Genomic DNA, 23,138 nt, shown 5'->3' with positions numbered 1-23,138 from the left:
GATGGGCCTGTCCCTGATTGACGGGATCCTCCCCGCCCTCGCCCTGGCCCTGGGCGCGGCTGCGCTTCTTTGGCTAGGGATTGCCGGGAGGCGGCTGGGCCTGCGCAGGATCCTGGTCTATTTGGTGGTTGCGGCCGCCTGCACGGCACTTCTTTATGTGCTGGCAGAACTTATATTCCATTGGTGGAATGCTTCTCTTCCACGGATGCTCTACCTCTACACCGCCCTGGCCATCCTGGGGCTTCAGCTGGCGGCCGGGCTGCTGGCAGTTCCAGGCTCCCCGTGGTCCCGCCGGACCGCGGGCGCTGCGGCGGCGTTCGGAATACTGCTGGCGTTGGCCTGCACCGCGAACCTTGCCTACGCCCAATACCCCACCCTCCGTTCCCTCCTGGACCCGCCCTCGGCCACGAATGACCCGCTGCCCCGTCCCGCGGAAACCGGGACCAACCGCCCCGCAGCCTCCGAACGGGACTGGTCGCCGCCGTCGAACCTGCCCGGCGAAGGCCGGGTCTACCGGGCAGAGATCCCCGCGGCAGCCTCGGGATACGCCTCCCACCCTGCACTGATCTACCTCCCGCCCGCCTATCTGGCCGATCCAGGCGCGGTCAGCCTGCCGGTGCTGGTCCTGATCCACGGCCAGCCGGGCTCCCCGAATGACTGGCTGGTAAGCGGCCGCATAGCCGAAATGATGGACGGCTTCGCTGCCCGACATGCCGGCCTGGCTCCGATTGTCGTCATGCCCGACGCCAGCAATGACTCCAACCCCGACTGGCCGCTGTGCCTGGACACGACCGTAAGCGACTCGGCAACGTACCTGGCCCGGGACCTTCCCGCCTGGGTGCAGCAGCATCTGGGGGCCGGAACGGCCGGAGCACGGCAATGGGCCATCGCGGGGTATTCGTTCGGCGGCACCTGCGCAGTGCAGTTGGCGGCGAACCACCCCGAGTCCTATCCGACATTCCTGGACATCGCCGGCGAAAACGAGCCCACCGACGCCGATGGGCAGCAGGCCCTGCTGGACACGTATTTCGACGGCGACCAGGCCGCCTTCGCTGAACAGAACGCCGTGGACCGGTTTCACCGGATGCCATTTCCCGAACTTGCCGGGATCGTCGTCGTCGGCAGCGAGGACAAGGTGTACGCCCCGGAAGGCAGGCAGGTGTACGAAGCGGCCCGGGCGGCCGGCGCGGACGTGCAGTTCCAGGAGCTTCCGGGCGGACACTCCTGGCAGGTCTGGCGGGCCGGACTGGAGAACAACCTGGACTGGCTCTGCAGGCGGCTTGGCATACTTGATCCATGAGCCCCGTGCCCGCACCTCACCCCTCCCCGGCCGCGAATCGGCTCAGGCAGCTGCTGCATGGAATCAGCCGCGCAACCTCGCCGCATGTGGCCCTGTTGGTGATCCTGGCCGTCGGCCTCCTGCCGGCACTGGCCCTGACCCTGGTGTCCGCAGAGGTCTATGAATCGGTCACCGACGCGGACGGCATTGCCGGCCTGGACCGGCCGGTGCTGGAAACGGCACTGGGACTGCGCACTCCCGCGCTGGATTCCGCAGTCACCGGCTTCACCAACCTTGCCGGGACCATCGGCATGCCCGTCATCGCCGGGCTCGTGGTGCTCGTTATGGGCCTGCGCTGGCGTTCCTGGACACCGCTGATCCTCACCGCGGCCGCAGCCGCCGGTTCACTGCTCATGACGGTCACGGGAAAGGCCTTGATCGGCCGGACCCGGCCCGACCTGGCGGATGCCGTCCCGCCGTACGAATCCTCCGCCTCGTTTCCGAGCGGACACACCCTGAACTCAATCGTCATCGCGGGGATCCTGGCCTACCTGGTGATCCTGCACGTGCACAACCGCTGGGCGAAGGCCTCCGCGCTGCTCGCGTCAGCGGTCTTTACATTTGCCGTGGGCCTGAGCCGGGTCTACCTCGGCCACCACTGGCTGACGGATGTGCTGGTGGCCTGGACGCTCGGAGCGGCCTGGCTCGCGGTGGTAATTACCGCGCACCAGCTTCTGCGGAGGCTTCCTGAACATCGAGCAGCCGCTCAAGGATCACCGCCACGCCGTCGTCCGTGAAGCCCGGTGCCGTGAAATCCGCCGCCTCGCGGGCAGCCGGGTGACCACTTGCCATGGCGTAGCCCCGGCCCGCCCAATCCAGCATGGAAATGTCGTTGGGCATGTCGCCGAAAGCTATGGTTTCCCCCGGGTTTATACCCTTCTCCTTGGCGTAGCCGGCCAGGGTGACGGCCTTGTTCAGGCCCGGCAGGGACATTTCCAGCAGCGGCATCCGCGGTGCCGAATGGGTGGTCTCCACCAGTTCGGACACCGCCGGCGCCACCCGGCGCAGGAACTCGTCCGGGGAGATGTCGGCGCCCCGGGCGAGGAATTTTGCCACGCCAGGTGAGCCTGCAAGGGATTCGTGCAGCGGGCCGGGAACTATGCCGCCGAGGAGTTCGACGGATCCGGTGTCCACGAAGCCGTCCTCAAGATGGAGGCCGTCCACCGTCTCCGCCGCGAAACGTGCCCGCGGGAAGAGGTCCCTGATGACCTCCGCGGCGGCGAGCATCTGTTCCAGCGGGAGGAGCCGGGTGGCGAGGACCCGCTCGGCGGCCAGGTCATAGGTGATGGCCCCGTTGGAACAGATCACGGTCCCTGCGTGCCCGATCCGCTCGCGCAGGGGGTCCAGCCAGCGGGGCGGGCGCCCGGTCACGAAGACGACGTCGATGCCCGCAGCCATGCAGGCGCGGAAAGCGTTCACGGTCCGATCGCTGATGCTGTTGTCCGCACCCACGATGGTGCCGTCCATGTCGCTTGCTATCAGCCGTACCGGCCCCCGCTGTTCCTGCATGCCATCAAGCTTACTTCCGGCCGCGGCGGGGGCCGGAACGGTGCGAAGCCTCCCCAACGGGTCTGCCCCGGGGACCCTAGTCCTCCCGGATTTCCGCGGTGCCGATCATCGTGGCCCGCGCCAGGGTGTGGGTGAAGAGCGCAAAGCCGAGGGCAGCCGGGGTGGCGTCCGGCGGGACGTCCAGTTCCTCCGTATCCACGGCGTGGACCACCACGAAGTAGCGGTGCCGTCCGTGTCCTGCGGGCGGGGCCGCGCCCACAAAGCCCGCAAATCCGGCGTCGTTGGCCAGCTGTACGGTGCCGGCGGGCATCTGGCCCGTATTGGCCGCATCGGCGGCGAGGCCCGTGACCGACGCCGGGATGTTGAAGGCCGCCCAGTGCCAATAGCCGCTGGCGGTGGGTGCATCGGGGTCGTACATCGTCACGGCAAAGCTGCGGGTCTGCTCAGGGAAGCCGGACCAGGTCAGCTGCGGCGAGGCATCGCCGCCGTCGGCTACGCCCATCTTGCCGCTGTACTGGGCCGGTGCGAACGTGCCTCCGTTCGCGAATTCTTCACTCTCGACGGTGAACTCAGGTACCTGCGGCAGCGCCTCATACGGGTCTCGGCTTTCCACGGACTTCCTTTCGGGTAGTTGGCATTGGTGCCGCGGCGTGCGGCTGGATCAGGGAACTTCGCGGCGGTAGGGCGGATTGGCTCCGGCGCGGGAAACGGTGACGGCTGCTGCGCGCGCGGCGAAGGAGAGCAGCTCCTTCAGTTCGCCTACGCCGATCCGGGCCAGGTCGCTGCGGCGGGCACCGCCGTCGAGCTCCCGGTCCATCAGCCCCACCAGGAGGGCGGACATAAACGAATCCCCGGCGCCCACGGTGTCCACGACGCTGACGGTGGGTGCGGCCACTTCGCATTCTCCCGCCGCGGCCACGGCCCACGGTCCCTTCGATCCCCGGGTGACCACTACCAGCGACGGTCCCGCGGCGAGCCAGCGCCGGGCGGATTCCTCCACGGGTTCGTCCGGGTAGAGCCACTGCAGGTCTTCGTCGGAGGCCTTGACGACGTCGGCCAGTGCCACGAAATTCTCCGCCTGTTCGCGGGCGTAGGAGGCGTCGGTGATGATGGTCGGCCGGCAGTTCGGATCGTAGGTGACAGTGCAGCCGGGCCGTGCCTGTTCCACGGCGCGCAGCACGTGGCCCGCGCCGGGCGAGAGCATGGAGGCGATGGAACCGGTGTGCAGCATGGTGGTTCCGTCCAGCAGGGCCGGAAGATCCTCCGCAAGGCCCGGCAGCTGCCACTCCAGGTCAAAGGTGTACCGGGCGCCGCCCGCCGGATCCAGCACGGCCGTGGCCACGCTGGTCGGCCGGTCATCGGCTTCGAAGGCGGTCAGCACGGAGTTTGCCCGAAGATGCTCGGCGATCATGGCACCGTAGGTATCCGAGCCGAAGCGGCCCACGAACTGGACGGGACGGCCCAGCCGCGCCACGCCCACAGCTACATTCAGCGGGCTGCCGCCGGGGTGTGTTCGCCGCGGTGCCGTATCGCTGACTACTTCATCAACAAGGGCTTCCCCAATAACTGTAAGCACACTGCCAACCTAACAGAGCGGCCTTTGGGTTTCCTTAAACAACAGGTATTCCGGCGGCCTCGCGGACCGCCGTGACGACGGCGTCCCAGGCCGGCGTGCCGGGGGTGATCATCGCGAAGTGGTCACCGGGAATGAGGCGCAGCTGCGCCGCCGTGCCGCTTGCCCGGGCAGCGTCCACCCAGCTGCTGGAGGAACTGAGCGGCACGGTGCTGTCTTCCCCGCCGTGCAGCGCCCACACCGGAACCTGCAGCGGCAGCGCGCACATGGGGTCCGCCTCCCGGAAACGCCGTGGATTGGAAACAGGCGTGCAGCCAAGGAAGTTCCGCACCGCGCCGTTACTCAGGCCCAGTTCGTGGGCCTCGGCCAGGTTCAGGACTCCGGAGCAGCTGACGACGCCGGCAGGCAGGACGCGCGGATCAGTCCGCCCCGCGGCGAGCACGGCCAGGTGGCCGCCCGCGGAGTGGCCCAGGAAGACCACGCGGGACAGGTCGACGTCGTGCTCCCGTGCCGCCGGGACCAGCGCGTCGATCCCGGCGCAGATGTCCTCGAACGTTTCCAGCCAGCCGCCGCCCTTGCCGACCCGCCGGTATTCCAGGTTCCAGGCGGCAAACCCGCGGGCGGCCAGGTCCGCCGCCAGCGGCCGGCCAAGTTCCGCGTCATAGGCAGCGCGCCAGTAGCCGCCGTGGATGATGACCACCACGGCCTGCGCCGCCGCACCGCTTTCCGGAAGGCTCAGTTCGGCGTACTGGTCCGCGTCCGGACCGTAGGAGAGACGCAGTGCAGGCGCTGGCATGACGATCCTTCTGCTCGCGGGGCTTAATCTGATAGGGAGCCTATCGCCGGTGTCGGAGAAACACCGTGCCATAGGCTGGGGGCAGGCAGGGGAAAGGGAAACAGCTTTGAGCGCGTGGGACACACTGGATGAGCGGCTGCGGCCCATAGTCCAGGCCAGTACCGATGAGTACGCCCGGGTCCGGCCCGGATTGGAAGCGGTCACCGCGGAGATGGAAGCGAATCTTCGGGCTGTCTTTGCCGACAGCCCGGTAAAGCCGCTGTTCGTAGCCTCGCGCACCAAGACCGTTGAGTCCTTCCGGGACAAGGCTTCCCGGATGCTGCCCCCGGAGCACCCCGGCGAACTGCCTTCCCTGCTGTTCCCGGATCCGCTGCGCAACCTCACCGACCTCGTGGGCCTGCGCATCATCATGACGCTGCCGCACGAAGTGGATGAAGCGGCCAACCTGATCAAGCGGCAGCGGGCGGAGTTCGACTGCCGCGGCGACCGCGAGAAGGACATTGGCTCCATCGAATCCGGTACGTACGGCTACTCCAGCCGGCACCTGATCCTGCGGACCATCCAGAATGAGACGGTGCGGAAGTACCACAAGCTGCTGGAACCGGACCAGCGGCCCAACGGCAGCTACCTGTTCGAAGTGCAGATCCGTACCGTGCTGGCCCATGCCTGGTCCGAGATAGAGCACGACATCCGGTTCAAGGCCGGCGATCCGCGGGCCTGGAGCCCGTATTTCGACCGGCAGTTCACGGCAACCGCTGCCATGCTGGAGACGGTGGAAACCGCCTTCGCCGAGCTGCACGAACGCTACGAAACCGTCACCGGCTTCTGGGACGAGGAGGGCCAGGGCAGTGCGCCGCTGACTCCGAACCGGATCCGGGACATCTGGATGACCCTGCTCCCGCACGTCAACCGCAAGTCCGGTGACGACTGGGGCTGGGCCGCGGAAATGCTGGCTGCGCACGGCATGAAGACCACCATGGACCTGGCCGGACTGCTGCAGGCAGACGCCATCACCAAGGTCCGCGCGGCCCTGGACCACCGCTACTCCCCCGGACCGGACCGGCTGCTCGATGACCTGCTGCTCTGGCGTTTCGGCAAGGAACACATCGACCTCACGGCCGAACCGGAGGACGCACCGGTCAAACCCCGCCGGGAGTCCCTGGGCCGCCGTTACCGGTTGATGCAGCTTTACCGGGCGCGGGAGGCGGAACAGGGGCAGTAGCCTGCCCCCTGGAACCTTGCCCCGGCAGCGCTGCGCCACATAGCTTTGCCTCGTGGTCACTTCTCTTTCCGGGCAGGATGCACGGCGGATCCGGCGCTCCTCGCAGCTGCTGGGCGGTTCGGACCTGTCCCCGGCCGACGTCGTGCGGCGGGCCGTCGCGCTGCAGGGCCAGGACCTGCCCGCGGTGCTGCGGGCCATTGCCGTCCGCTCCCGCCCCGGAACCACTGTCCAGGACGTCCGGAACGCGTTCGACCGCGGCGAATTGGTGCGCGGCTGGCCGATGCGCGGCACCCTGTTCGCCACCACGCCGGAGCATCTGGCGACACTGCTGTCCTTCACCGCGGAACGGATCCGCAGCATGGCTGCCCGGCGCCGGGCCGAGCTGGGGCTTGAGGAGACGGTACTGGCCCGGGGCCGGGACACCCTGCGCGAAGCCCTGGACGATCGGCCGCTGCGACGCTCCGAAGCGCTGGAACTTTGGGAAGCAGCCGGGATCGACACCTCCGACGGCCGCGGCTACCACCTGCTGATGCACCTTTGCGTGGAAGGCCTGGCGCACTGGGGACGGTTTTTCGAGACCGGCACCGAGCAGCTCCTCACCCTCACGGCACCGCGCGCCGTCGACCCCGGCGCGCCGAACGACGGCGACCTGTCCGCGGTGGTCCGCGGCTTCGTGCTCGCCCGGGGTCCGGTCACGGAGAACGATGCGGCGTGGTGGACCAAGCTGCCCAAAACCATGGTGCGTAAGGCTGCAGCCGGAGTGGCGGACCTGGTCCAGGTGGAAGTGGACGGCCGGCCGGCGTGGATCATCGGTGAGCCGGAGATTCCGGAACCTTCCGGCGTGTCACTGGTGCCGGCGTTCGATGAGTGGATCCTCGGTTACGCGGACCGTTCCCTGGTTGCCAGCCCGGCGATGCTGGCGGCAATTGTCCCGGGCGGCAACGGGGTCTTCCGTCCTGCGGTGCTCGACGACGGCGTGGCGGTGGGCACTTGGCGGCTGCCCCGCATATCCCGGGCCACCCCGGAACCGGTCATCGACCTGGTGGAACGGGTCTCGGCAGCCAAGCGGCGGGCCATTGAGCAGGCGGTCGCTGACTGGCCGCACGGCTGACCTCCGAACCGCCTCAGGCTCAGGCCGACACGCGCCGCACCAGCCGCACCGGCGGCAGGTCAGCTTCCGCCGGCTGCCCGGAACCGTCTGCTCCGCTTCCCCGCAGCTCCTGTGCCGCATCCAGGGAGGCCACCGCCATCCGCGCAAACCGCTCCCCCAAGGACCGGGCATCGACCGACACGGTGGTCAACGGCGGCACTGCCAGCGACGCCAGCGGAATGTCCTCGGCGCCGATCACCGCCAAATCCTTCGGTGCGCTCAGGCCGTGCGCGGCCAGCCCGGCCAGCAGGGCGAAGGCGTGCTCGTCGTCGAACGCGCAGGCCGCGGTCACCGGCTCCGGTCCTGCCCGCCAACGGTCGACGACGCCCGCCGCCTCCCCGGCGTCCAGGGCCAGACGGGCGACGGCGGGCGGGGGAAGCCCAAGCCGGCGGCAGGCGTCCGCAATGGCCGCCAGCCGGACGTCCACCCGCCAGGCATAACCGGACTCCGGGGGCACCGCCACACCGATCCGCCTGTGTCCGGCCGCGGCCAGATGCTGCACCTGGCATGCCCCGATGCCGAGGTCCGGTCCCAGCGGGTCTTCCAGCGCCTGGTGCAGGGAGGCCACCCGGATGCCGATGGCCGCCAGGGCTGCCAGTTCCGGCTCCGGGAGCGGGGTGGTGAGGATCAGCGCTGCCGGAGCCAGCGACTGCACCAGGGACGGCGCTCCGCCCTGTGCCGGCAGCCGGTGGGCCACCAGGCGCAGCCCCTGCCGTTCCACTTCCTCGGAGGCGGCATCGATCAGGATGGCCAGGGCGCGGCCCAGCGGCTCGGGCGGCAGCAGCATCAGCACCAGGTCGCTGCGGCCGCGGCGCAGGGTGCGGGCGGCGGTCGACGGCGCGTAGCCCAGGTCCCGGGCTGCGGCCAGCACGCGTTCCCTTGTCCCGGAGGAGATGCTCTGCCCGGCACGGCCGTTGAGCACGTAACTGACGGTGGCACGGGAAACGCCGGCCGCCTGCGCAACGTCGTTGGACGTGACCCTGCGGTTCATCCCGTCCCTCTTTCGTCTCGGCTTCACCGACCCGCCGGCAACACCGCGGAAATCAGCCCCTTATCCTCCGGAGATTTCTCCGGTAGTCTGACGATACAGGCAACTTACACGTGTAACCATCGTGGCGAGCTGCCGATACCGGCGGCCGCAGATTACGGCCGCTCCTCCGATCGAAAGGACCGGTTCGTGGCCAATTCGCCCATCACCGCCCAGAACACCGTCCAGCAGTGGCTCGACCACCCCGCCGGCGGTCCCGCCATCCGCGGCATGCTCGCGCAGGCCGGAAGCGACGAGAAGACCCTCGGCCCCGCCCTGACCATGAAGCTGCAGCAGCTGGTTGACCTCAGCCAGGGCAAGTTCCCGCAGGCTGCCGTGGATGAACTCGTGAAGCAGGCCAACGGCGGCGTGATGCCCGAGATCGCCGAAACCGTCCTGCCGACCGTTGAAGGCCGATTCGAAGGCCGCACCATCATCGTCACCGGCGCCGGCTCCGGCATCGGCCGCGCCACCGCCGCCCGCATTGCCCGCGAAGGCGGCCGCGTGATTGCCGTCGACATCGCCGAGGCGAAGATCAAGGAACTCGCCGGAGAACTGGGCGAGGCCATTGTTCCGGTTGCAGGCGACCTGACCGATGCCGCCGCCATCGACCGCATCATGGCCGCTTCCGGCACCAGGATTGACGGCCTGGCCAACGTGGCCGGCATCAATGACGACTTCTCCCCGCTGCACGAGGTCTCCGATGCCATGTGGCAGAAGATCTTCGCCGTCAACGTGGAGGGCCTGATGCGCCTGACCCGCGCCGTGCTGCCGACCATGCTCGAAGCCCGCAAGGGCTCGATTGTGAACATCACCTCCGAAGCCGGCCTGCGCGGCTCCGCTTCGGGCGTGGCGTACACCGCCTCCAAGCACGCCGTCGTAGGCATCACCCGCAGCACCGCGTTTATGTATGCCCGTGAAGGCATACGCGTGAACGCCGTTGCTCCGGGCGGCGTAGCCACCGGCATTCCGATGGGCGGCAAGACCAGCGAGTACGGCGAGGCGCGCCTGTCCCCGGAACGCGTCAACATTCCGGGCCTGGCCTCGGCGGAGGACCTCGCTGCGTCCATCACGTTCCTGCTCAGCGATGACGGCGTGAACATCAACGGCGCCATCCTGCCCTCCGACGGCGGCTGGTCCGCGGTCTAACCTCCGCACGCAGTACGACGGCGGCCGGCACCTTCCCTACGGAAGGTGCCGGCCGCCGTCGTTGTTTGGCCTGTCCTTGCCGCGGGTCAGAACCGGTAAACGGCCAGTTCCTCGGCCGTCTCGAAACCGTGCCGGGCGTAGAAGTCCTTGGACTCCCCAGCCGGAGAGGTGACAATCCGTGCCGCCCCGAGACAACGCGCATAGTCGACCGCCGCGGACACCAGGGAGCTGCCCACCCCGGCGTTCCGGTGGGCGGGCAGCACATAGGCGTTGGCCAGATAAACCCAGACCGACGCCGGTTTGCCCGGCTTCGGCATCCGCTCGAAGATCGACAGGTTCAGCATGCCGATCAGGGCATCGCCGGCATCCGATGCAGCGACGAAAAAGGTACGCGGGTTGGCCGCGAGCCAGGAGCTGAACTCGTCAACAAAGCCCGCATCAGCCCGGCCGTCCCCGCCGGCCTCGGCCACCCAGGCCGCCCGGAGCCGGGCAAGTTCGAGGATGTCCAGCGGTGTGCCTTCTCGAATCATTGCGCCACCCTACAACGACGGCGGCCGGCGCCTTCCCGAAGGAAGACACCGGCCGCCGTCGTGCGTCCTGAAAAACCCTAGGCGCCGGAGACCGCTGCGGCGAGCTTGTTCAGGGATTCCTCGAGGTCGTCCTTGGACACCATCGGGAAGGAGACCTTCTTCAGGGTCTCCTTGTCCGTGACATGGGACCAGTCATAGGTCAGGGTGACCTCGGTGGAGTCGGCGCCGTCGGCCTGGAGTTCCCAGACCCACTGCCAGCCCTTGGGTTCGGTGCCGGCCGGAGCGGTCTGCCAGGCCAGCAGCTTGTTGTGGTCGTACCCGGTGACGTGGTTTTCCGTCTGGTAGTCGCCCATTTTTTCGTTGTGCATGTTCATGGTGAAGACCTGGCCGGAAGCCGTAATGCGGTCGGTCTTCTCGTCCGAAACCACCATGCCGGAGCCGTCCAGCTCGTGGTGGCGCTCGGGGTTGGACAACAGATTGAAGATGTCCGCGGCCGAGGCATCGATGACCCGGGAAACTACAACGCTCGTCTGATCAGTGGTCAATGAACTCTCCTTCGATGGATGGATCGTACTTTTCCACGGCGTGCTGCCCTTTAGGGGCGCCGCCGAAGCCTGTGCGTACCGCGCCTGGCCGGTGGTGCTCAGCCGGGCGTGTCCTGCTCTGCTTCCTGCAGGTTCCAGCCGGTGATGTACGGCGGATCCTGCCCTTCGTCGCGGGTGTACTGCCGGGCACGTGCCCGTTCGTCCTGCAAATACTGCCGGAAGGACGCCTGCGTCGATCCCAGCGACGCTACCCGGTCCAGCACGTCGATGGCCAATTGGAACCTGTCGATCTGGTTCAGCATGGCCATGTCGAACGGCGTGGTGGTGGTGCCTTCCTCCTTGTAGCCGCGCACGTGCAGGTTGTCGTGGTTGGTGCGCCGGTAGGTCAGCCGGTGGATGAGCCAGGGATAGCCGTGATAGGCGAAAATCACCGGTTTATCCTGCGTGAACAGGGTGTCGAAATCCCGGTCCGGAAGCCCGTTCGGATGTTCGCGCGGATCCTGCAGCACCATCAGGTCCACCACGTTGACTACCCGGATCCTCAGGTCCGGCAGCTGGTCCTTCAGCAGCGCCGCCGCAGCCACGGTTTCCAGCGTGGGTACGTCGCCCGCGCAGGCCATCACGACGTCGGGATCGGTCCGGGTGCCCGGGCCGGCGCCCTCGCTGCCGGCAAAGTCCCAGATCCCGACGCCGCGCTCCACATGCAGCAGCGCCTGTTCCGGATCCAGCCAGACCGGAGCCGGCTGCTTGCCGGAGACCACCACGTTGACCCGGTCCCTGCTGTCCAGGATGTTCCCGGCCACGGCCAGCAGGGTGTTGGCGTCCGGCGGCAGGTAGACCCGGATGACGTCTGCCTTCTTGTTCACCACATGGTCAATGAAGCCCGGATCCTGGTGCGAGAACCCGTTGTGGTCCTGCTGCCAGACGTGGCTGGAGAGCAGGTAGTTCAGCGAGGCGACCGGTTGGCGCCAGCTTAGCCCGCGGCTGACCTTCAGCCACTTGGCGTGCTGGTTGAACATGGAATCCACAATGTGCACGAAGGCCTCGTAGCAGTTGAACACGCCGTGCCGGCCGGTCAGCAGGTACCCCTCCAGCCACCCTTCGCACAGGTGTTCGCTGAGCACCTCGGCCACGCGTCCGCTGCGGGCCAGATGTTCGTCGAGCTCGTCAATGCGCTGCTGCCAGGCCTTGTCCGTGACGTCGTAGACGGCCTGCAGCCGGTTGGACGCGGTTTCATCCGGCCCGAAAATCCGGAAGTTGGACGGGTTCTTCCGGATCACTTCGCGCAGGTAGCCGCCCAGGTTGTACATCGGGCTTACCCGTTCGGAGCCCGGATGGTCGATCTTCACCGCATGGTCCGCAAACTCCGGCAGGTGCAGGTCCTGGAGCAGGCGCCCGCCGTTGGCGTACGGCGTCGCACTCATCCGCAGGTCCCCTTCCGGAGCCAGCGCGGCAATCCCTGCGGCAAGCCGGCCTTCGGCGTCAAACAGCTCCCCGGGCCGGTAGGACTGCAGCCATTCCTGCAGCTGGGCCAGATGCTCCGGGTTGTCGTGGATCTCGGACAGCGGCACCTGGTGGGCCCGCCAGGTGCCCTCGACCTGCAGGCCGTCGACGACGGCCGGACCGGTCCAGCCCTTGGGCGAACGGAACACGATCATCGGCCAGCGCGGAGCGTGCTGCTCCATCGCGTCGGCGCCGGGGATGTCAGGGGTCACCGCGGTCTTTTCGCCGGTGCGGTACGGCGCCTGGATCGCGGTGATTTCCGCCAGGCAGGTCTCCAGGACGGCAGCGAAGTCCTCGTGGGCCTGTCGGACGGCGGCGGGGTCCTCCACCGTCACCACGTAGGGGCGGTACCCATAGCCTTCAAGCAGTTTCAGCAGCTGTTCCTCGGGCATCCGGGACAGGATGGTGGGGTTGGCGATCTTGTAGCCGTTCAGGTGCAGGATGGGCAGCACCGCTCCGTCCACCGCCGGGTCGAGGAAGCTGTTGGAATGCCAGCTGGCGGCCAGCGGACCGGTTTCGGCCTCGCCGTCGCCGATCACCGTGGCGGCCACCAGGTCCGGGTTGTCGAACACCGCCCCGTAGGCATGGGCCAGGGAATAGCCCAGTTCACCGCCCTCGTGGATGGACCCGGGAGTCTCCGGCGCCGCATGGCTGGGGATTCCACCGGGGTAGGAGAACTGCCGGAACAGGGTGCGCAGCCCTTCCTCGTCCCGGCCCACATGGCTGTAGATCTCCGAGTAGGTGCCCTCCAGCCAGGCATTCGCAACATTGGCAGGGCCGCCGTGCCCGGGCCCGGTAATGAACAGGACGTTGCGTTTCTGCTCGCGGATCAGCCGGTTCAGGTGGGCATAGATGAAGTTCAGTCCGGGTGTGGTCCCCCAGTGCCCCAGCAGCCGCGCCTTGACGTCCGATGTTTCCAGCGGTCGGCGCAGCAGCGGGTTGTCGCGCAGGTAGATCTGGCCGGCAGAGAGATAGTTCGCGGCCCGCCACCACGCGTCCACACCGTCCAGGGCGCTGTCGGGATGCGGTTCGGTGCCGGGAATGCGGGCCGTGGAGGCAGCATTGGTCTCGGTCATCTTGGGGGTCCTTTCCGGTCAGGTATCGGCGTGGTGCGCCTAAAGGGTCTCCACCACGACGTCGGACGGTTTCTTATCCGGGCGCAGGCCGCGCCAGACGGGATGGCGCAGTTTTCCGGTGCCGGTGCGTTCGGAGAAGGTCACTTCGCCCACCAGCGCCGGCCGCACCCACTGCGCGTCGGAGGCATCCGCAGAAGGCACATCGTCCAGCGGCGCCGTTTTCCGGGACATTTTCTTCAGGCGCGGACCGATGGTCGCGAGGTCCTTCTCGCTCAGGCCGGACCCCACCCGTCCGATGTATTTCAGGTCCACCCCGTCCGGAACGGCAACCAGGAGGGAACCGACCTTGTTCTGCCGGTTTCCCTGCCCCGGCCGCCAGCCCACCACCACTACCTCCTGGGTCAGCTGGTTCTTCAGCTTCACCCAGTTCTTGGACCGACGGCCGGGGGAATAGGTGCTGCTGCGGCGTTTGGCCATCACGCCTTCCAGCCCCAGTTCCTTGCTGGCCGCCACCGCCTCGTCCATGGACATGTCCAGTGCGGGCGGAACCTGGAGGTGCCCGTCGGGGACGGGCTCCACGGCCTGCTCAAGGATTTCCCGGCGCTGTTCGTAGCTGAGGTCCGCCAGCGAGTTCCCGTCCAGCCAGAGCAGGTCAAAGACCATCAGGTGCACCGGCGTCCGTGCGGCGGCCGCGGCGATTTCCCGCGGCTTGGTCAGGTGCATGCGCGGCTGCAGCAGGCCGAAGTCCGGCCGGCCGGCCTTGTTCAGCGCGACGATTTCGGCGTCCAGTACGGCCCGCTCCCCGTTGAGGTGCGCACTGAGGTCCTGCAGTTCCGGATAAGCGGCGGTCATGTCATTGCCGTTGCGGGAGATCAGCCGGGTGCCTGCCGGCGTCACGGTGACGACGGCGCGCACGCCGTCCCATTTCATCTCGAAGGCCCACTCGTCGTCGTCGTTGATCTCCGCCCGGCTGCCGAGCGTTGCCAGCATCGGCTCGACGGCGGGCACCGAGGCGTCTTCCGCGTCGCGGTCCGCCTTCCCAACGTCGACGGACGAGGTTTTTGCCGGGGCGGCGGCCGTGGCCGGCCGTGTCCGGGCGGCAGCGGCCACGGACTCCGCGGGCGATTCCGGGGCGTCCGCGGGAGCGGCGGCGGACCCGGCCGGCGGAGCTTCCGGCTGTCCCTTTTCGCCCGGAGCTTCCGGCTGTCCCTTTTCGCCCGGCTTCGGCTGGTTCTTCATCAGGTGGATCAGCCAGTTGTTGTTGGCCTTGTCACCGCCCGAGCCGGTGTGGATCAGTGCGTAGCGCCGGTCGGCTGCCCCTTCCCGAGCCAGGCCGCCGTCGGGCTGTCCGTGCAGCACGGCGATGACTTCCTTGCCGTCCCGCCATTTTTCGCGTTCATATGTGCCGTGATCCCAGATGGTGACGTCCCCGCCGCCATATTCCCCTTTGGGAATATGTCCCTCGAATCTGCCGTATTCCAGCGGATGATCCTCCGTCTGTACGGCCAGGTTGTTCTTTCCGGTCGTGGACGGCGGTCCCTTCGGCAGTGCCCAGGACACCAGCACGCCGTCGTGCTCGAGGCGGAAGTCCCAGTGCAGCCGGCGGGCGTGGTGCTCCTGGATGACGAAGCTGTTGCCCTCCGAGGGAGTGGACGCTTCCTCCGGGACGGGTTCCGGCGTCTTCGCGGCGTCCCGCATGCTCCGGTACTTGGTCAGCCGGTCCGCGCCGCCGCCCGCGGACCGGACCCCATCCGATGCCCCGCCGGAGTCCTCCGTGGCCTGCTCCAGCGACTCCTCCTCGAAGGCACCGCTCTCCATTCCAGCCAGGGGATCGGATCCGCGGTGGACGCGGTCCATCACCTGCAGATAATCCAGCTGGGCCAGGTCCGGATCCTCGAGTTCTTTCCAGGTCCGCGGGGCGGCCACCGTGGGAGTGAACCGTCCGCGCAGCGAGTAGGGGCAGATCGTGGTCTTGTTGCCGTTGTTCTGGCTCCAGTCCACCAACACCTTGCCCACGCGCCGTGTCTTTTTCATGTCGCTGACCACCAGGTCCGGATGGTCAGCCTCCAGGGCGCGTGCCAGCTCGTGGGCCACCGCATTGATGTCGTCGGAACTCTGGCTGCCGTCCAGCGCCGCGTAGAGGTGGATGCCCTTGGAGCCGCTGGTCACGGGCCGGGCATCCAGGCCCATGTCCGAGAGGATGGCCCGGGCCAGGCGTGCCACTTCGGCGCATTCGGCCAGCCCCGCCCCTTCTCCGGGGTCCAGGTCCAGCACCATCCGGTCCGCATTGCCGATCTTGCCGCGCGGCCCGAACTGCCACTGGGGCACATGGATTTCGAGGGCAGCGGACTGGGCCAGCCAGGTCAGCGTGGCCAGGTCATTCACCAGCGGGTAGGTATTGGTGGAGGTTTTGTGCTCGATCGAGAACCGCTTCACCCATGAAGGAGCGGAGTCCTCGATGTTCTTCTGGAAGAACACCTGGCCGGGGTGCTCGGGCGTCCCCACACCGTGCACCCAGCGCTTGCGGGTGGCCGCGCGGTTGCGCGAGTGCGGCAGCATGTACTCGGCCACGGCAGCGTAGTAGGCAATCACATCCGCCTTGGTGGTCTCCGTTTCCGGGTAAAGCACCTTGTCCAAGTTGGTCAGGCGGAGCCGGTGCCCCTCCACACTGACGGTCTCCTGGTTTTTCCCTCCGCCTGTCGCCATGCCCCCTAGTCTTACCGGGATACCGGGCAAATACCAGTATTTCATCAGGGGGCTTATCAATCCCGAGGTATCCGCCGCAGCGAACCGGAAGAGTCTTCGGAGGGTTTCGCCCAGAGCGTCCGGCCGCCCTGACCATCGGCGGCGGCGCGTGTGTATGTTGGGAAAATGACAGAAAGCCAGCACATCCTGGTCACGGGGGCCACCGGCTACATCGGCGGACGGCTTGTCCCGCTGCTGCTTGAAGACGGCCACCGGGTGCGGGTCCTGGCACGCTCCCCCGAAAAGCTCTCCGATGTGCCCTGGGCGTCCGAGGTCGAAATTGTCCAGGGTGACCTATCGGACCGGGAATCCGCCGCGGTGGCCTTCGCCGGCATCGACACCCTGTACTTCCTCGTGCACTCGATGGCGTCCGGGAAGGGTTTTGGCAGCCAGGAGTCGGAGATTGCCCATTTGGTGGCCGACGCCGCCGCGGAGGCCGGCGTGCAGCGGATCGTGTATCTCGGCGGGCTTCACCCGGAGGAAGGCGAGTTGTCGCCGCACATGAAATCCAGGACCGAGGTGGGCCGGATCCTGCTCGAAGGCGAGGTGCCCGCCATTGTGTACCAGGCCGGCGTCGTCATCGGTTCCGGATCCGCCTCCTTCGAGATGATCCGGCACCTGACGGAAACCCTGCCCGTGATGCCGGCGCCGAGCTGGGTACGGCGAAGCATCGAACCAATTGCGGTGCGGGACGTCCTGCACTACCTGGTGCGGGCCGTAGACATCCCCGCCGGCATGAACCGCACGTTCGACATCGGATCACGGGAGGTCCTGACCTACGCGGAAATCATGAACGGATATGCGGAGGAAGCCGGATTGCCCCGGCGCCGCATCTACGCCCTGCCGCTGCCGGCGCCGCGGCTGGCCGGACACTGGGTGTCCCTGGTGACCCCGATCCCGCGTTCAATGGCGCTGCCGCTGGTGGAATCCCTGCAGCACGACGCCGTCGCCAAGGAACACGACATTGACCAATACCTGCCGCAGCCCGACGGCGGGCTCACGGACTACCACGACGCCGTGAAGCGGGCGCTGGGCAAGGAGAAACGCGGCGAGGTGGAAACCACCTGGGCCAACGCCTCGGCGTCGTCGGATCTGGCCTCCGATCCCCTGCCCAGCGACCCGGACTGGGCTGGCCAGACGGTGTACGTGGACTCGCGGCAGCGCCGCGCGGCCGTGGACCCGGCCGCGGTCTGGCAGGTCATCGAGGGAGTGGGCGGCCGGAACGGCTGGTATTCGCTTCCCATGGCCTGGGCCATCCGCGGGGTCCTCGACAAAACCGTCGGCGGGGCGGGCCTCACCCGCGGCCGGCGGAACCCCACCACACTGTTTACCGGCGACGTGGTGGACTGGTGGCGGGTGGAACTGCTGGAACGCGGCACCCTGCTGCGGCTGCGTGCGGAGATGCGGGTGCCCGGCAAGGCCTGGCTGGAGATGCGTGTGGACCCGGACGGCGAGGGCGGCAGCCTGTACCGGCAGCGGGCCATCTATTTCCCGAAGGGACTGGGCGGCAAGCTCTACTGGTGGCTCATTGCCCCTTTCCACGGCCTGATCTTTCCCTCCATGGCGAAGAACATCACGCGGCAGGCAGCGCGGCTGACAACACCGGCCGCACCCGGAACAGCCGTTTAGGCGGCAATTGGGTAACAGCGTTCGGGAAATCCAAAGAAGCTAATATCATCGGTAGGACAATACGCGCCGGTCGAGCCGGCCCAGCTGCAACTATGCCGGTTCCGTCGTCGTGACGGCTCCCGGCTTGTACTTGAGGGGACTTGGCTGTGCAGGACAAGAAAAGCCGTAAATGGCCAATAGCCGCGGCGGTTGCCGCGGTGCTCGTCATCGGCGGAAGTCTCGGCGCAGCCTTCGCCACCGGCCGGCTGGGCCCTTCGGAAACCGGCTCGTCCCCCTCAGCAGGCGCCTCCGCATCGGCGTCGCCCTCCGTGCAGGCCGCCCCGGTATCCATCACCACCACGCCGGCTGACGGCGCCGTAGGCGTCAACCCCGCCGAGGTGCCCTCCGTCACCGCCACCAATGCAGTGATCAACAAGGTCATCCTGAAGCCCGAAGCGGGCGGTGAGCCCGTGCCCGGCGTGATGTCCGGCGACGGTGCCGTCTGGACCGCTAATGCACCCCTGGCTTTCAACACCAGGTACGGCATGGAAGTGGTGCTCACGGATTCGGCCGGCAAGGAGACCACGCGCAAGCAGGGCTTCGAAACCGTGCTTCCGGCGAATGAAGCCAATGCATTCATGTATCCGCAGAACGCCGCCAGCGTGGGCGTGGGCCAGCCCATCGATATCACCTTCAGTGAACCGGTCACCAACAAAGACGCGGTGGAACAGGCCATCAAGGTCACCAGCACCTCGGGCCAGACCGGCGCCTTTTACTGGATCACGGACAACCGGGTCCGCTACCGGCCGGAAGCCTTCTGGGCCCCCAACAGCGCCATCACCGTGGACATGCAGTTGTTCGGCGTCGACTTCGGCAACGGAATGATCGGCAACTTCAACGAAACCCGGACTTTCAACACGCACAACACCCGCTTGGCCGTGGTGGACAACAACACCAAGACCATGCAGGTGTTCCTGGACGGGCAGCTGGTCCGGACCTTCCCCGTCACCCTCGGCGAACCCACCTGGCCTTCGCCCAGCGGCTACCAGGTTGTCGTCAGCCAGCACGAGAAACTGCCCTTCCGCGCAGAGAGCATCGGTCTCTCGCCCGGAGACCCGGACTACTACGAGCCGTTCGACGCCTCCTGGGCCAGCCGCCTGACCAACAGCGGTGTCTTTGTCCACCAGGCCCTCGACGGCGCCGTGGGTGCCCTGGGCCGCATCAATGTTTCGCACGGCTGCGTTGGGATGTCCGCCGAGGGCGCCAAGTACTTCTATGACACCTTCGACGCCGGGGACGTGGTGCAGGTGCTGAACACCGAAGCCGGGCCGGTTTCCATCGACGACGGCTACGGCGACTGGAACATCCCCTGGGACCAGTACGCCGGGCAGCCCTAGGCTTCCACGCGCAGGCCCAACTGGGCCGCGAGCAGCGGAGCCAGCAGCAGGAGCTGTTCTTCGTCCACGGTGAACCCCTTCAGCCCGGCTAATCCGGTGATGCTCCGGAACGCGGATCCGCGCAGGTCTGCATCCACGGCCGTACCGCCGCTTCCCAGCAGCAGGGAGTCGATCCGGCAGTCGTGGAACGCCACCCGGTTCAGCCGCGCGCCGTCCAGGTCCAGTTCCCCGATGATGCAGTTGGAGAACAGCACGTTGGTCAGCGTGCAGCCGCGCAGGTTGAGGAAATCGATCTTGCCGCCCTCCACCCGGACGGAATTCCAGCTTCCGCCGTAAAGCTCAGCGGAACCCAGGCGCGGGTTGGAGATCTCCACGTCCCGGAAGGTGGTCCTGGCCGCCCGGAACACCGGGGCATACAGGTTTTCCAGGGTGGATTCCAGAAACCGTGCAGCGGTGAGGTCGGCGTTGTCCAGGGACACTCCGGTGAGGCTGCATTCGGAGAACACTGCCCCGCGCAGTTCCAAACCGGCGAAGGATTCTCCGGCATAAGCCACCGCTTCCTGGGTGCTGCCTACCGGAACATCGGCACCGTCACTCAGGTCCTGCAGGCGAACCGGCTCGAGGACCGGCGGCTTGGTTCCGGTGCTGCGGGAACGCACCATGCCTAGGCGGAGCGCCGGCCGAAGAGGAAGTAGGCGATGGGGCCGGCGAAGTTGATGCCGCACGCGGCCATCCACCATCCGCGGCTGCCGCGGATCTGCTCCTTCGGGCGCTTCTTCAAATCCCGAAGCGCAGCTCCGGCGAGCAGGAACTGGAGTCCGGTCAGGGCTCCGAGGCCCTTTTTCTGTCCGCTGCTCAGGTCCTTGAGTTTTTTCTTTGCCATCGCCGTGCCTTCCGGTGGGTCGTTCCCGACGACGGTCGCCGTACGGGTCTGAACCCGATTATCCGCTATTGGCCGCTTCCGGGAGCAACCGAGCCGGCCTGGCCAAGCACGGAGTGCCCGCCCAGGCGGTGATAGGTCCGGTTGTGGTAGACCAGCGGTTCCTGCTCCGTGCTGCCGGGGAGGATTTCCAGGACGGTGGCCGCAATCAGGATGGAGCTGCCCACCGGGATCCTGCCGTCGATCCGGCAGCGAAGTGCCACGGGGGCTTCTTCCAGGAGGGGTTCGCCGCCGGGCAGCGTGCGGGTGCGCGTCGAGCCGAACCGGTCCGCGCCCTGCCGGGCGAAAAGTGCGGCGAGTCCGGCATTTTCGGAGCCAAGCAGGTGGACGATGACGGTCTCCGACGCGGCTATTACACCGGCTGTCCCGTGGGTTGAGGCCAGGGAGAAGGACAGGATCGGCGGCTCCGCCGAAACCGAGGAAACCGAGGAGGCGGTCAGGCCCACGGGCCCGCTGCCGCCGTCGGCCGTAATGATCGCCACGCCCGCCGGATGAGCCCGAAAGGCGTCCTTGAATGCATCCGTTACATTCCGCTCGCACAGAGCCGTATTCCGCGTCATCTCAAGTCCTTCCGCAGACCAACCCATCGAGGGCATCCCTCAACGCTAAAACCTCAACCATAGTTGAGGTCAAATCGGAGGACTCAGGCGTCGAATGCCCGGGCGCCGGTGCCGGTGCCCGAATCGTCGGGATTCACGAACCGGCACTGGGCCAGGGAGAGGCAGCCGCAGCCGATGCAGCCGCCGAGCCGGTCACGAAGTGCCTGGAGGTGGCGGATGCGGGTATTGAGTTCCTGCTGCCAGGCGGCAGAAAGCCGCTGCCAGTCGGCCTGGTCCGGGACCCCGTCCGGAGGCAGTTCGGCGAAAGCCCGGTTGATCACGGCCAACGGAATGCCTGCCTGCTGCGCCGCGCGGATCACGGCCACCCGCCGCAGCACCGACCGGTCATAGCGCCGCTGGTTACCCTGTGTCCGCCGGCTGGAGAGCAGGCCCTGGCGCTCGTAAAAGTGCAGCGCCGATACGCTGACGCCGCTGCGCTCGGCCACCTGCCCCACGGACAGTTCCACCCGCGCGGGCCCGGATCCGGATGTATTCGCTTCCACGGCCTCGCCTTCCCTCACAGCACCCATTATCCGCCCGCTGCCGCCGCCGACTTGCCGGAGGCAAATGTGCGGGCGCGCCGGTCCATGGAACCCCGCACTTAGGATCAAGGCAGTTATATTCGCAGCGCAGGCCACTGAATCCCATATTTTTTATAAAGAGGTAATTGTGAAAGTAGAAATCCGCCACAGCCCGGCATACGCAGTAGCCCGCTGCTTCCTTGAACCCCACGAGGCAATAAAAGTGCAGCCGGGAGCAATGATGGCGCATTCCTTCGGCGTAACGCTCGTGGCAAAGGCTGACGGCGGCTTTATGAAAGGCCTGGGGAAAATGATCGGCGGGGAAAGCTTCCACACCACCGTTTTCACCGCCCCCGCCGAGGGCGGCTGGGTCGATGTCATTTCCGAGTCCGTCGGAGACGTGGTTTCCGTCGGGGTGGATAATGCAACGGGCTTCCGCTTGACGAAGGGAGCGTGGCTGGCGAACGACGGGAACCTCGACGTCGGCCCGGACGCCTCCCTGAACGGCATGTTTGCCGGTTCGGGCCTGGTGGTGCTGAAGGTCAGCGGCCAGGGCAACCTCCTGGTTTCCTCCTACGGCGCATTGGACGTTGTATCCCTGAAAGCAGGGGAAGGCTTCACCCTGGACACGGGGCACCTCGTGGGCTGGGAGTCGAGTATCCAGATGAGGACGCGCAAGGCGGCCGGCATCTTCAACTCGCTGAAGAGCGGCGAAGGCCTGGTGGTTGATCTGCAGGGGCCCGGCGACGTGATTATGCAGACCCGCGTTTTCAGTCCCGTGGCTGCCGTTCCCCGCTGACGCTCCTGCACAGCCTCCCGGGCCGTGCCAAGCCACCCGGATTCCGTCCTTCCCTCCCCTTCGCTGGCGGCCGGGACTGCGGCATGTGAAAGTGTCCCTATCGGGCCGAAACCGCTGCCTTGCGCGGTCGGTGAAGGTGCCGCCGCAACGAAGGAGGCAGCCATGGATCCCGCACCCCTCGGACCACCGGAGAAACCCGGAACGCTGGTTTTCCTGCCGGGCACCGGCCAGCCCAATCCGCAGCTCGCGGACCGGATCCGGGAGCAGATGGCAGCGGTGCCGGGATTGTCCGATTACCGGGTGCTGGCGGTCGACTGGGCCGCCGCCGCACCCGACAATGTCAGCTTTGTCCCGGCATTGCCCCCGCGGTATGTCGCCGACGATCCGCCCGGAGTGACCGATACGTCCTTGGCCCTGGCCCTTTTCGGCATGGACCTGGGAGCGGCTGATCCGCTGAAACAGGCCTCCAGCACCGGTGCCCCGCCGGCGCGCCCTGACGCGGCATTCCTGGGCGAGACGCTGCAGGATCTGGTCCTGGGTGTGCTCACGGAGGCGGGGATCCGGCACCGGATCCGCCTCACCGACGCCGCGGGCAGCTTCTTCGGCAAGGTTGCCTTCTATCTGCGCCACGGTCCGGCTGCCTGTGCCCGCATTGCGGACACCCTGCGCAGCACGGACCAGGACGCACCTGTCGTATTGTTCGGCCACAGCCTCGGCTCCGTGGCAGCTGTCGACCTGCTCAGTTCCCCCGAAGCGGACGGCTTCCGCGTGGATTTGCTGGTGACCGTGGGCTCGCAGGCGCCGTGGTTCTACCTCCTCGATGCCCTCGCCTATCTCGGTCCAGTCCGCGGCGGTTCAGGGCCCGCAGTCCCCTGGTTGAATTTCTGGGACGAGCGCGACCTGATCTCCTTCTGCGCCGAACGCGTGTTTGCCGGCCGGGAGGTGAACGTGACCGACAGCGAAGTGGACTCCGGCAAACCCTTTCCCGAATCCCATACCGCCTATTTTTCCGATCCGCGTGTGTACCGGCAGCTGTGGGAGCATCTGCGGGAGGCACGCGCAGACAAACCCGGCTCTGGCAACGGAACCGGAATCTAGTGTTCACTGGAC

The 23,138-nt window shown here is 67.3% G+C and carries 22 protein-coding genes; 9 read left to right on the top strand and 13 right to left on the bottom strand.

Annotated features, from left to right (window positions below; all coding sequences use genetic code 11):
- Position 1: 1 nt before the first annotated feature.
- Both NNX34_RS05940 and NNX34_RS05935 read left to right on the top strand, forming a co-directional pair.
- Positions 2 to 1,300 (top strand): alpha/beta hydrolase family protein, encoded by a 1,299-nt coding sequence (locus NNX34_RS05940; RefSeq protein WP_255765745.1) that lies wholly within the window; start codon positions 2 to 4, stop codon positions 1,298 to 1,300.
- Positions 1,297 to 2,076, top strand: coding sequence for a phosphatase PAP2 family protein (locus NNX34_RS05935; protein ID WP_255765562.1), 780 nt, complete (start codon positions 1,297 to 1,299; stop codon positions 2,074 to 2,076). The genes NNX34_RS05940 and NNX34_RS05935 overlap by 4 nt, the downstream gene beginning before the upstream one ends.
- On the opposite strand, the gene NNX34_RS05930 is transcribed toward NNX34_RS05935, so the two are convergent.
- The 4 genes from NNX34_RS05930 to NNX34_RS05915 form a co-directional block, all read right to left on the bottom strand.
- Positions 1,997 to 2,848 (bottom strand): HAD family hydrolase, encoded by an 852-nt coding sequence (locus NNX34_RS05930; RefSeq protein ID WP_255765561.1) that lies wholly within the window; start codon positions 2,846 to 2,848, stop codon positions 1,997 to 1,999. The genes NNX34_RS05935 and NNX34_RS05930 overlap by 80 nt on opposite strands.
- Positions 2,849 to 2,924: 76 nt before the next feature.
- On the bottom strand, positions 2,925 to 3,461 hold the full coding sequence (locus tag NNX34_RS05925) for a YbhB/YbcL family Raf kinase inhibitor-like protein (RefSeq protein WP_227920535.1): 537 nt from the start codon (positions 3,459 to 3,461) through the stop codon (positions 2,925 to 2,927).
- Positions 3,462 to 3,509: 48 nt separating this feature from the next.
- Positions 3,510 to 4,424: a carbohydrate kinase gene (locus tag NNX34_RS05920; protein ID WP_255765560.1), complete on the bottom strand. Its 915-nt coding sequence runs from the start codon at positions 4,422 to 4,424 to the stop codon at positions 3,510 to 3,512.
- A 34-nt stretch (positions 4,425 to 4,458) separates the two neighbouring features.
- Entirely contained in the window at positions 4,459 to 5,217 is a 759-nt protein-coding gene (locus NNX34_RS05915; RefSeq protein WP_255765559.1) for a S9 family peptidase, read from the bottom strand.
- Between the two features lie 106 nt (positions 5,218 to 5,323).
- Between NNX34_RS05915 and NNX34_RS05910 the strand changes: the two genes are divergently transcribed.
- On the top strand, positions 5,324 to 6,439 hold the full coding sequence (locus tag NNX34_RS05910; protein ID WP_255765558.1) for a GTP pyrophosphokinase family protein: 1,116 nt from the start codon (positions 5,324 to 5,326) through the stop codon (positions 6,437 to 6,439).
- Between the two features lie 52 nt (positions 6,440 to 6,491).
- The gene (locus NNX34_RS05905; protein ID WP_255765557.1) at positions 6,492 to 7,550 is read left to right on the top strand and encodes a winged helix DNA-binding domain-containing protein; all 1,059 of its coding nucleotides are present in this window, start codon (positions 6,492 to 6,494) and stop codon (positions 7,548 to 7,550) included.
- 19 nt (positions 7,551 to 7,569) lie between these two features.
- Here the strand turns inward: NNX34_RS05905 and NNX34_RS05900 are convergent, their stop codons facing one another.
- Positions 7,570 to 8,580, bottom strand: coding sequence for a LacI family DNA-binding transcriptional regulator (locus NNX34_RS05900; protein WP_255765556.1), 1,011 nt, complete (start codon positions 8,578 to 8,580; stop codon positions 7,570 to 7,572).
- Positions 8,581 to 8,766: 186 nt separating this feature from the next.
- Between NNX34_RS05900 and NNX34_RS05895 the strand changes: the two genes are divergently transcribed.
- The gene (locus NNX34_RS05895; protein ID WP_255765555.1) at positions 8,767 to 9,765 is read left to right on the top strand and encodes an SDR family oxidoreductase; all 999 of its coding nucleotides are present in this window, start codon (positions 8,767 to 8,769) and stop codon (positions 9,763 to 9,765) included.
- Positions 9,766 to 9,851: 86 nt separating this feature from the next.
- On the opposite strand, the gene NNX34_RS05890 is transcribed toward NNX34_RS05895, so the two are convergent.
- The 4 genes from NNX34_RS05890 to NNX34_RS05875 all read right to left on the bottom strand — a co-directional run bounded on the left by NNX34_RS05890 (position 9,852) and on the right by NNX34_RS05875 (position 16,125).
- Positions 9,852 to 10,295 (bottom strand): GNAT family N-acetyltransferase, encoded by a 444-nt coding sequence (locus NNX34_RS05890; protein ID WP_255765554.1) that lies wholly within the window; start codon positions 10,293 to 10,295, stop codon positions 9,852 to 9,854.
- A 77-nt stretch (positions 10,296 to 10,372) separates the two neighbouring features.
- A complete protein-coding gene (locus tag NNX34_RS05885; RefSeq protein WP_255765553.1) occupies positions 10,373 to 10,840 on the bottom strand; it encodes an SRPBCC family protein in 468 nt (155 codons plus the stop codon).
- 98 nt (positions 10,841 to 10,938) lie between these two features.
- Positions 10,939 to 13,419: a phosphoketolase gene (locus tag NNX34_RS05880; RefSeq protein WP_255765552.1), complete on the bottom strand. Its 2,481-nt coding sequence runs from the start codon at positions 13,417 to 13,419 to the stop codon at positions 10,939 to 10,941.
- 39 nt (positions 13,420 to 13,458) lie between these two features.
- Positions 13,459 to 16,125, bottom strand: coding sequence for an ATP-dependent DNA ligase (locus NNX34_RS05875; protein WP_255765551.1), 2,667 nt, complete (start codon positions 16,123 to 16,125; stop codon positions 13,459 to 13,461).
- Between the two features lie 165 nt (positions 16,126 to 16,290).
- Here NNX34_RS05875 and NNX34_RS05870 point away from each other — a divergent pair, with 165 nt between their 5' ends.
- Together NNX34_RS05870 and NNX34_RS05865 are read left to right on the top strand one after the other, a co-directional pair.
- Positions 16,291 to 17,793 (top strand): SDR family oxidoreductase, encoded by a 1,503-nt coding sequence (locus NNX34_RS05870; RefSeq protein WP_255765550.1) that lies wholly within the window; start codon positions 16,291 to 16,293, stop codon positions 17,791 to 17,793.
- Between the two features lie 146 nt (positions 17,794 to 17,939).
- On the top strand, positions 17,940 to 19,169 hold the full coding sequence (locus NNX34_RS05865; protein WP_255765549.1) for an Ig-like domain-containing protein: 1,230 nt from the start codon (positions 17,940 to 17,942) through the stop codon (positions 19,167 to 19,169).
- Here the strand turns inward: NNX34_RS05865 and NNX34_RS05860 are convergent.
- The 4 genes from NNX34_RS05860 to soxR all read right to left on the bottom strand — a co-directional run bounded on the left by NNX34_RS05860 (position 19,166) and on the right by soxR (position 21,211).
- Positions 19,166 to 19,831 (bottom strand): pentapeptide repeat-containing protein, encoded by a 666-nt coding sequence (locus tag NNX34_RS05860; RefSeq protein ID WP_370647228.1) that lies wholly within the window; start codon positions 19,829 to 19,831, stop codon positions 19,166 to 19,168. The two genes, NNX34_RS05865 and NNX34_RS05860, sit on opposite strands and share 4 nt — an antisense overlap.
- 2 nt (positions 19,832 to 19,833) lie before the next feature.
- Positions 19,834 to 20,052, bottom strand: coding sequence for a hypothetical protein (locus NNX34_RS05855; protein WP_255765547.1), 219 nt, complete (start codon positions 20,050 to 20,052; stop codon positions 19,834 to 19,836).
- Positions 20,053 to 20,117: 65 nt separating this feature from the next.
- Positions 20,118 to 20,669 carry a flavin reductase family protein gene (locus NNX34_RS05850; protein ID WP_255765546.1) on the bottom strand — a complete coding sequence of 184 codons (552 nt, stop codon included), beginning with the start codon at positions 20,667 to 20,669 and terminating at the stop codon, positions 20,118 to 20,120.
- Between the two features lie 83 nt (positions 20,670 to 20,752).
- A complete protein-coding gene (soxR, locus tag NNX34_RS05845) occupies positions 20,753 to 21,211 on the bottom strand; it encodes a redox-sensitive transcriptional activator SoxR (protein ID WP_255765545.1) in 459 nt (152 codons plus the stop codon).
- Between the two features lie 166 nt (positions 21,212 to 21,377).
- Between soxR and NNX34_RS05840 the strand changes: the two genes are divergently transcribed.
- Both NNX34_RS05840 and NNX34_RS05835 read left to right on the top strand, forming a co-directional pair.
- A complete protein-coding gene (locus NNX34_RS05840; RefSeq protein WP_255765544.1) occupies positions 21,378 to 22,028 on the top strand; it encodes a TIGR00266 family protein in 651 nt (216 codons plus the stop codon).
- A 162-nt stretch (positions 22,029 to 22,190) separates the two neighbouring features.
- A complete protein-coding gene (locus NNX34_RS05835; protein WP_255765543.1) occupies positions 22,191 to 23,126 on the top strand; it encodes a thioesterase domain-containing protein in 936 nt (311 codons plus the stop codon).
- Positions 23,127 to 23,138 lie beyond the last annotated feature (12 nt).

Origin of the sequence: Arthrobacter sp. zg-Y1116 (assembly GCF_024385485.1) — a bacterium.
Lineage (GTDB): Bacteria > Actinomycetota > Actinomycetes > Actinomycetales > Micrococcaceae > Arthrobacter_B.
This window is presented reverse-complemented; position numbering and strand designations above follow the sequence as displayed.

Coding starts and splice junctions, on each gene's coding strand:
- NNX34_RS05875 (WP_255765551.1), bottom strand. CDS start 16,125: ATGGCGACAGGCGGAGGGAAAAACCAGGAGACCGTCAGTGTGGAGGGG.
- NNX34_RS05835 (WP_255765543.1), top strand. CDS start 22,191: ATGGATCCCGCACCCCTCGGACCACCGGAGAAACCCGGAACGCTGGTT.
- NNX34_RS05935 (WP_255765562.1), top strand. CDS start 1,297: ATGAGCCCCGTGCCCGCACCTCACCCCTCCCCGGCCGCGAATCGGCTC.
- NNX34_RS05855 (WP_255765547.1), bottom strand. CDS start 20,052: ATGGCAAAGAAAAAACTCAAGGACCTGAGCAGCGGACAGAAAAAGGGC.
- NNX34_RS05900 (WP_255765556.1), bottom strand. CDS start 8,580: ATGAACCGCAGGGTCACGTCCAACGACGTTGCGCAGGCGGCCGGCGTT.
- NNX34_RS05870 (WP_255765550.1), top strand. CDS start 16,291: ATGACAGAAAGCCAGCACATCCTGGTCACGGGGGCCACCGGCTACATC.
- NNX34_RS05915 (WP_255765559.1), bottom strand. CDS start 5,217: ATGCCAGCGCCTGCACTGCGTCTCTCCTACGGTCCGGACGCGGACCAG.
- NNX34_RS05850 (WP_255765546.1), bottom strand. CDS start 20,669: ATGACGCGGAATACGGCTCTGTGCGAGCGGAATGTAACGGATGCATTC.
- NNX34_RS05890 (WP_255765554.1), bottom strand. CDS start 10,295: ATGATTCGAGAAGGCACACCGCTGGACATCCTCGAACTTGCCCGGCTC.
- NNX34_RS05860 (WP_370647228.1), bottom strand. CDS start 19,831: ATGGTGCGTTCCCGCAGCACCGGAACCAAGCCGCCGGTCCTCGAGCCG.
- NNX34_RS05940 (WP_255765745.1), top strand. CDS start 2: ATGGGCCTGTCCCTGATTGACGGGATCCTCCCCGCCCTCGCCCTGGCC.
- NNX34_RS05880 (WP_255765552.1), bottom strand. CDS start 13,419: ATGACCGAGACCAATGCTGCCTCCACGGCCCGCATTCCCGGCACCGAA.
- NNX34_RS05930 (WP_255765561.1), bottom strand. CDS start 2,848: ATGCAGGAACAGCGGGGGCCGGTACGGCTGATAGCAAGCGACATGGAC.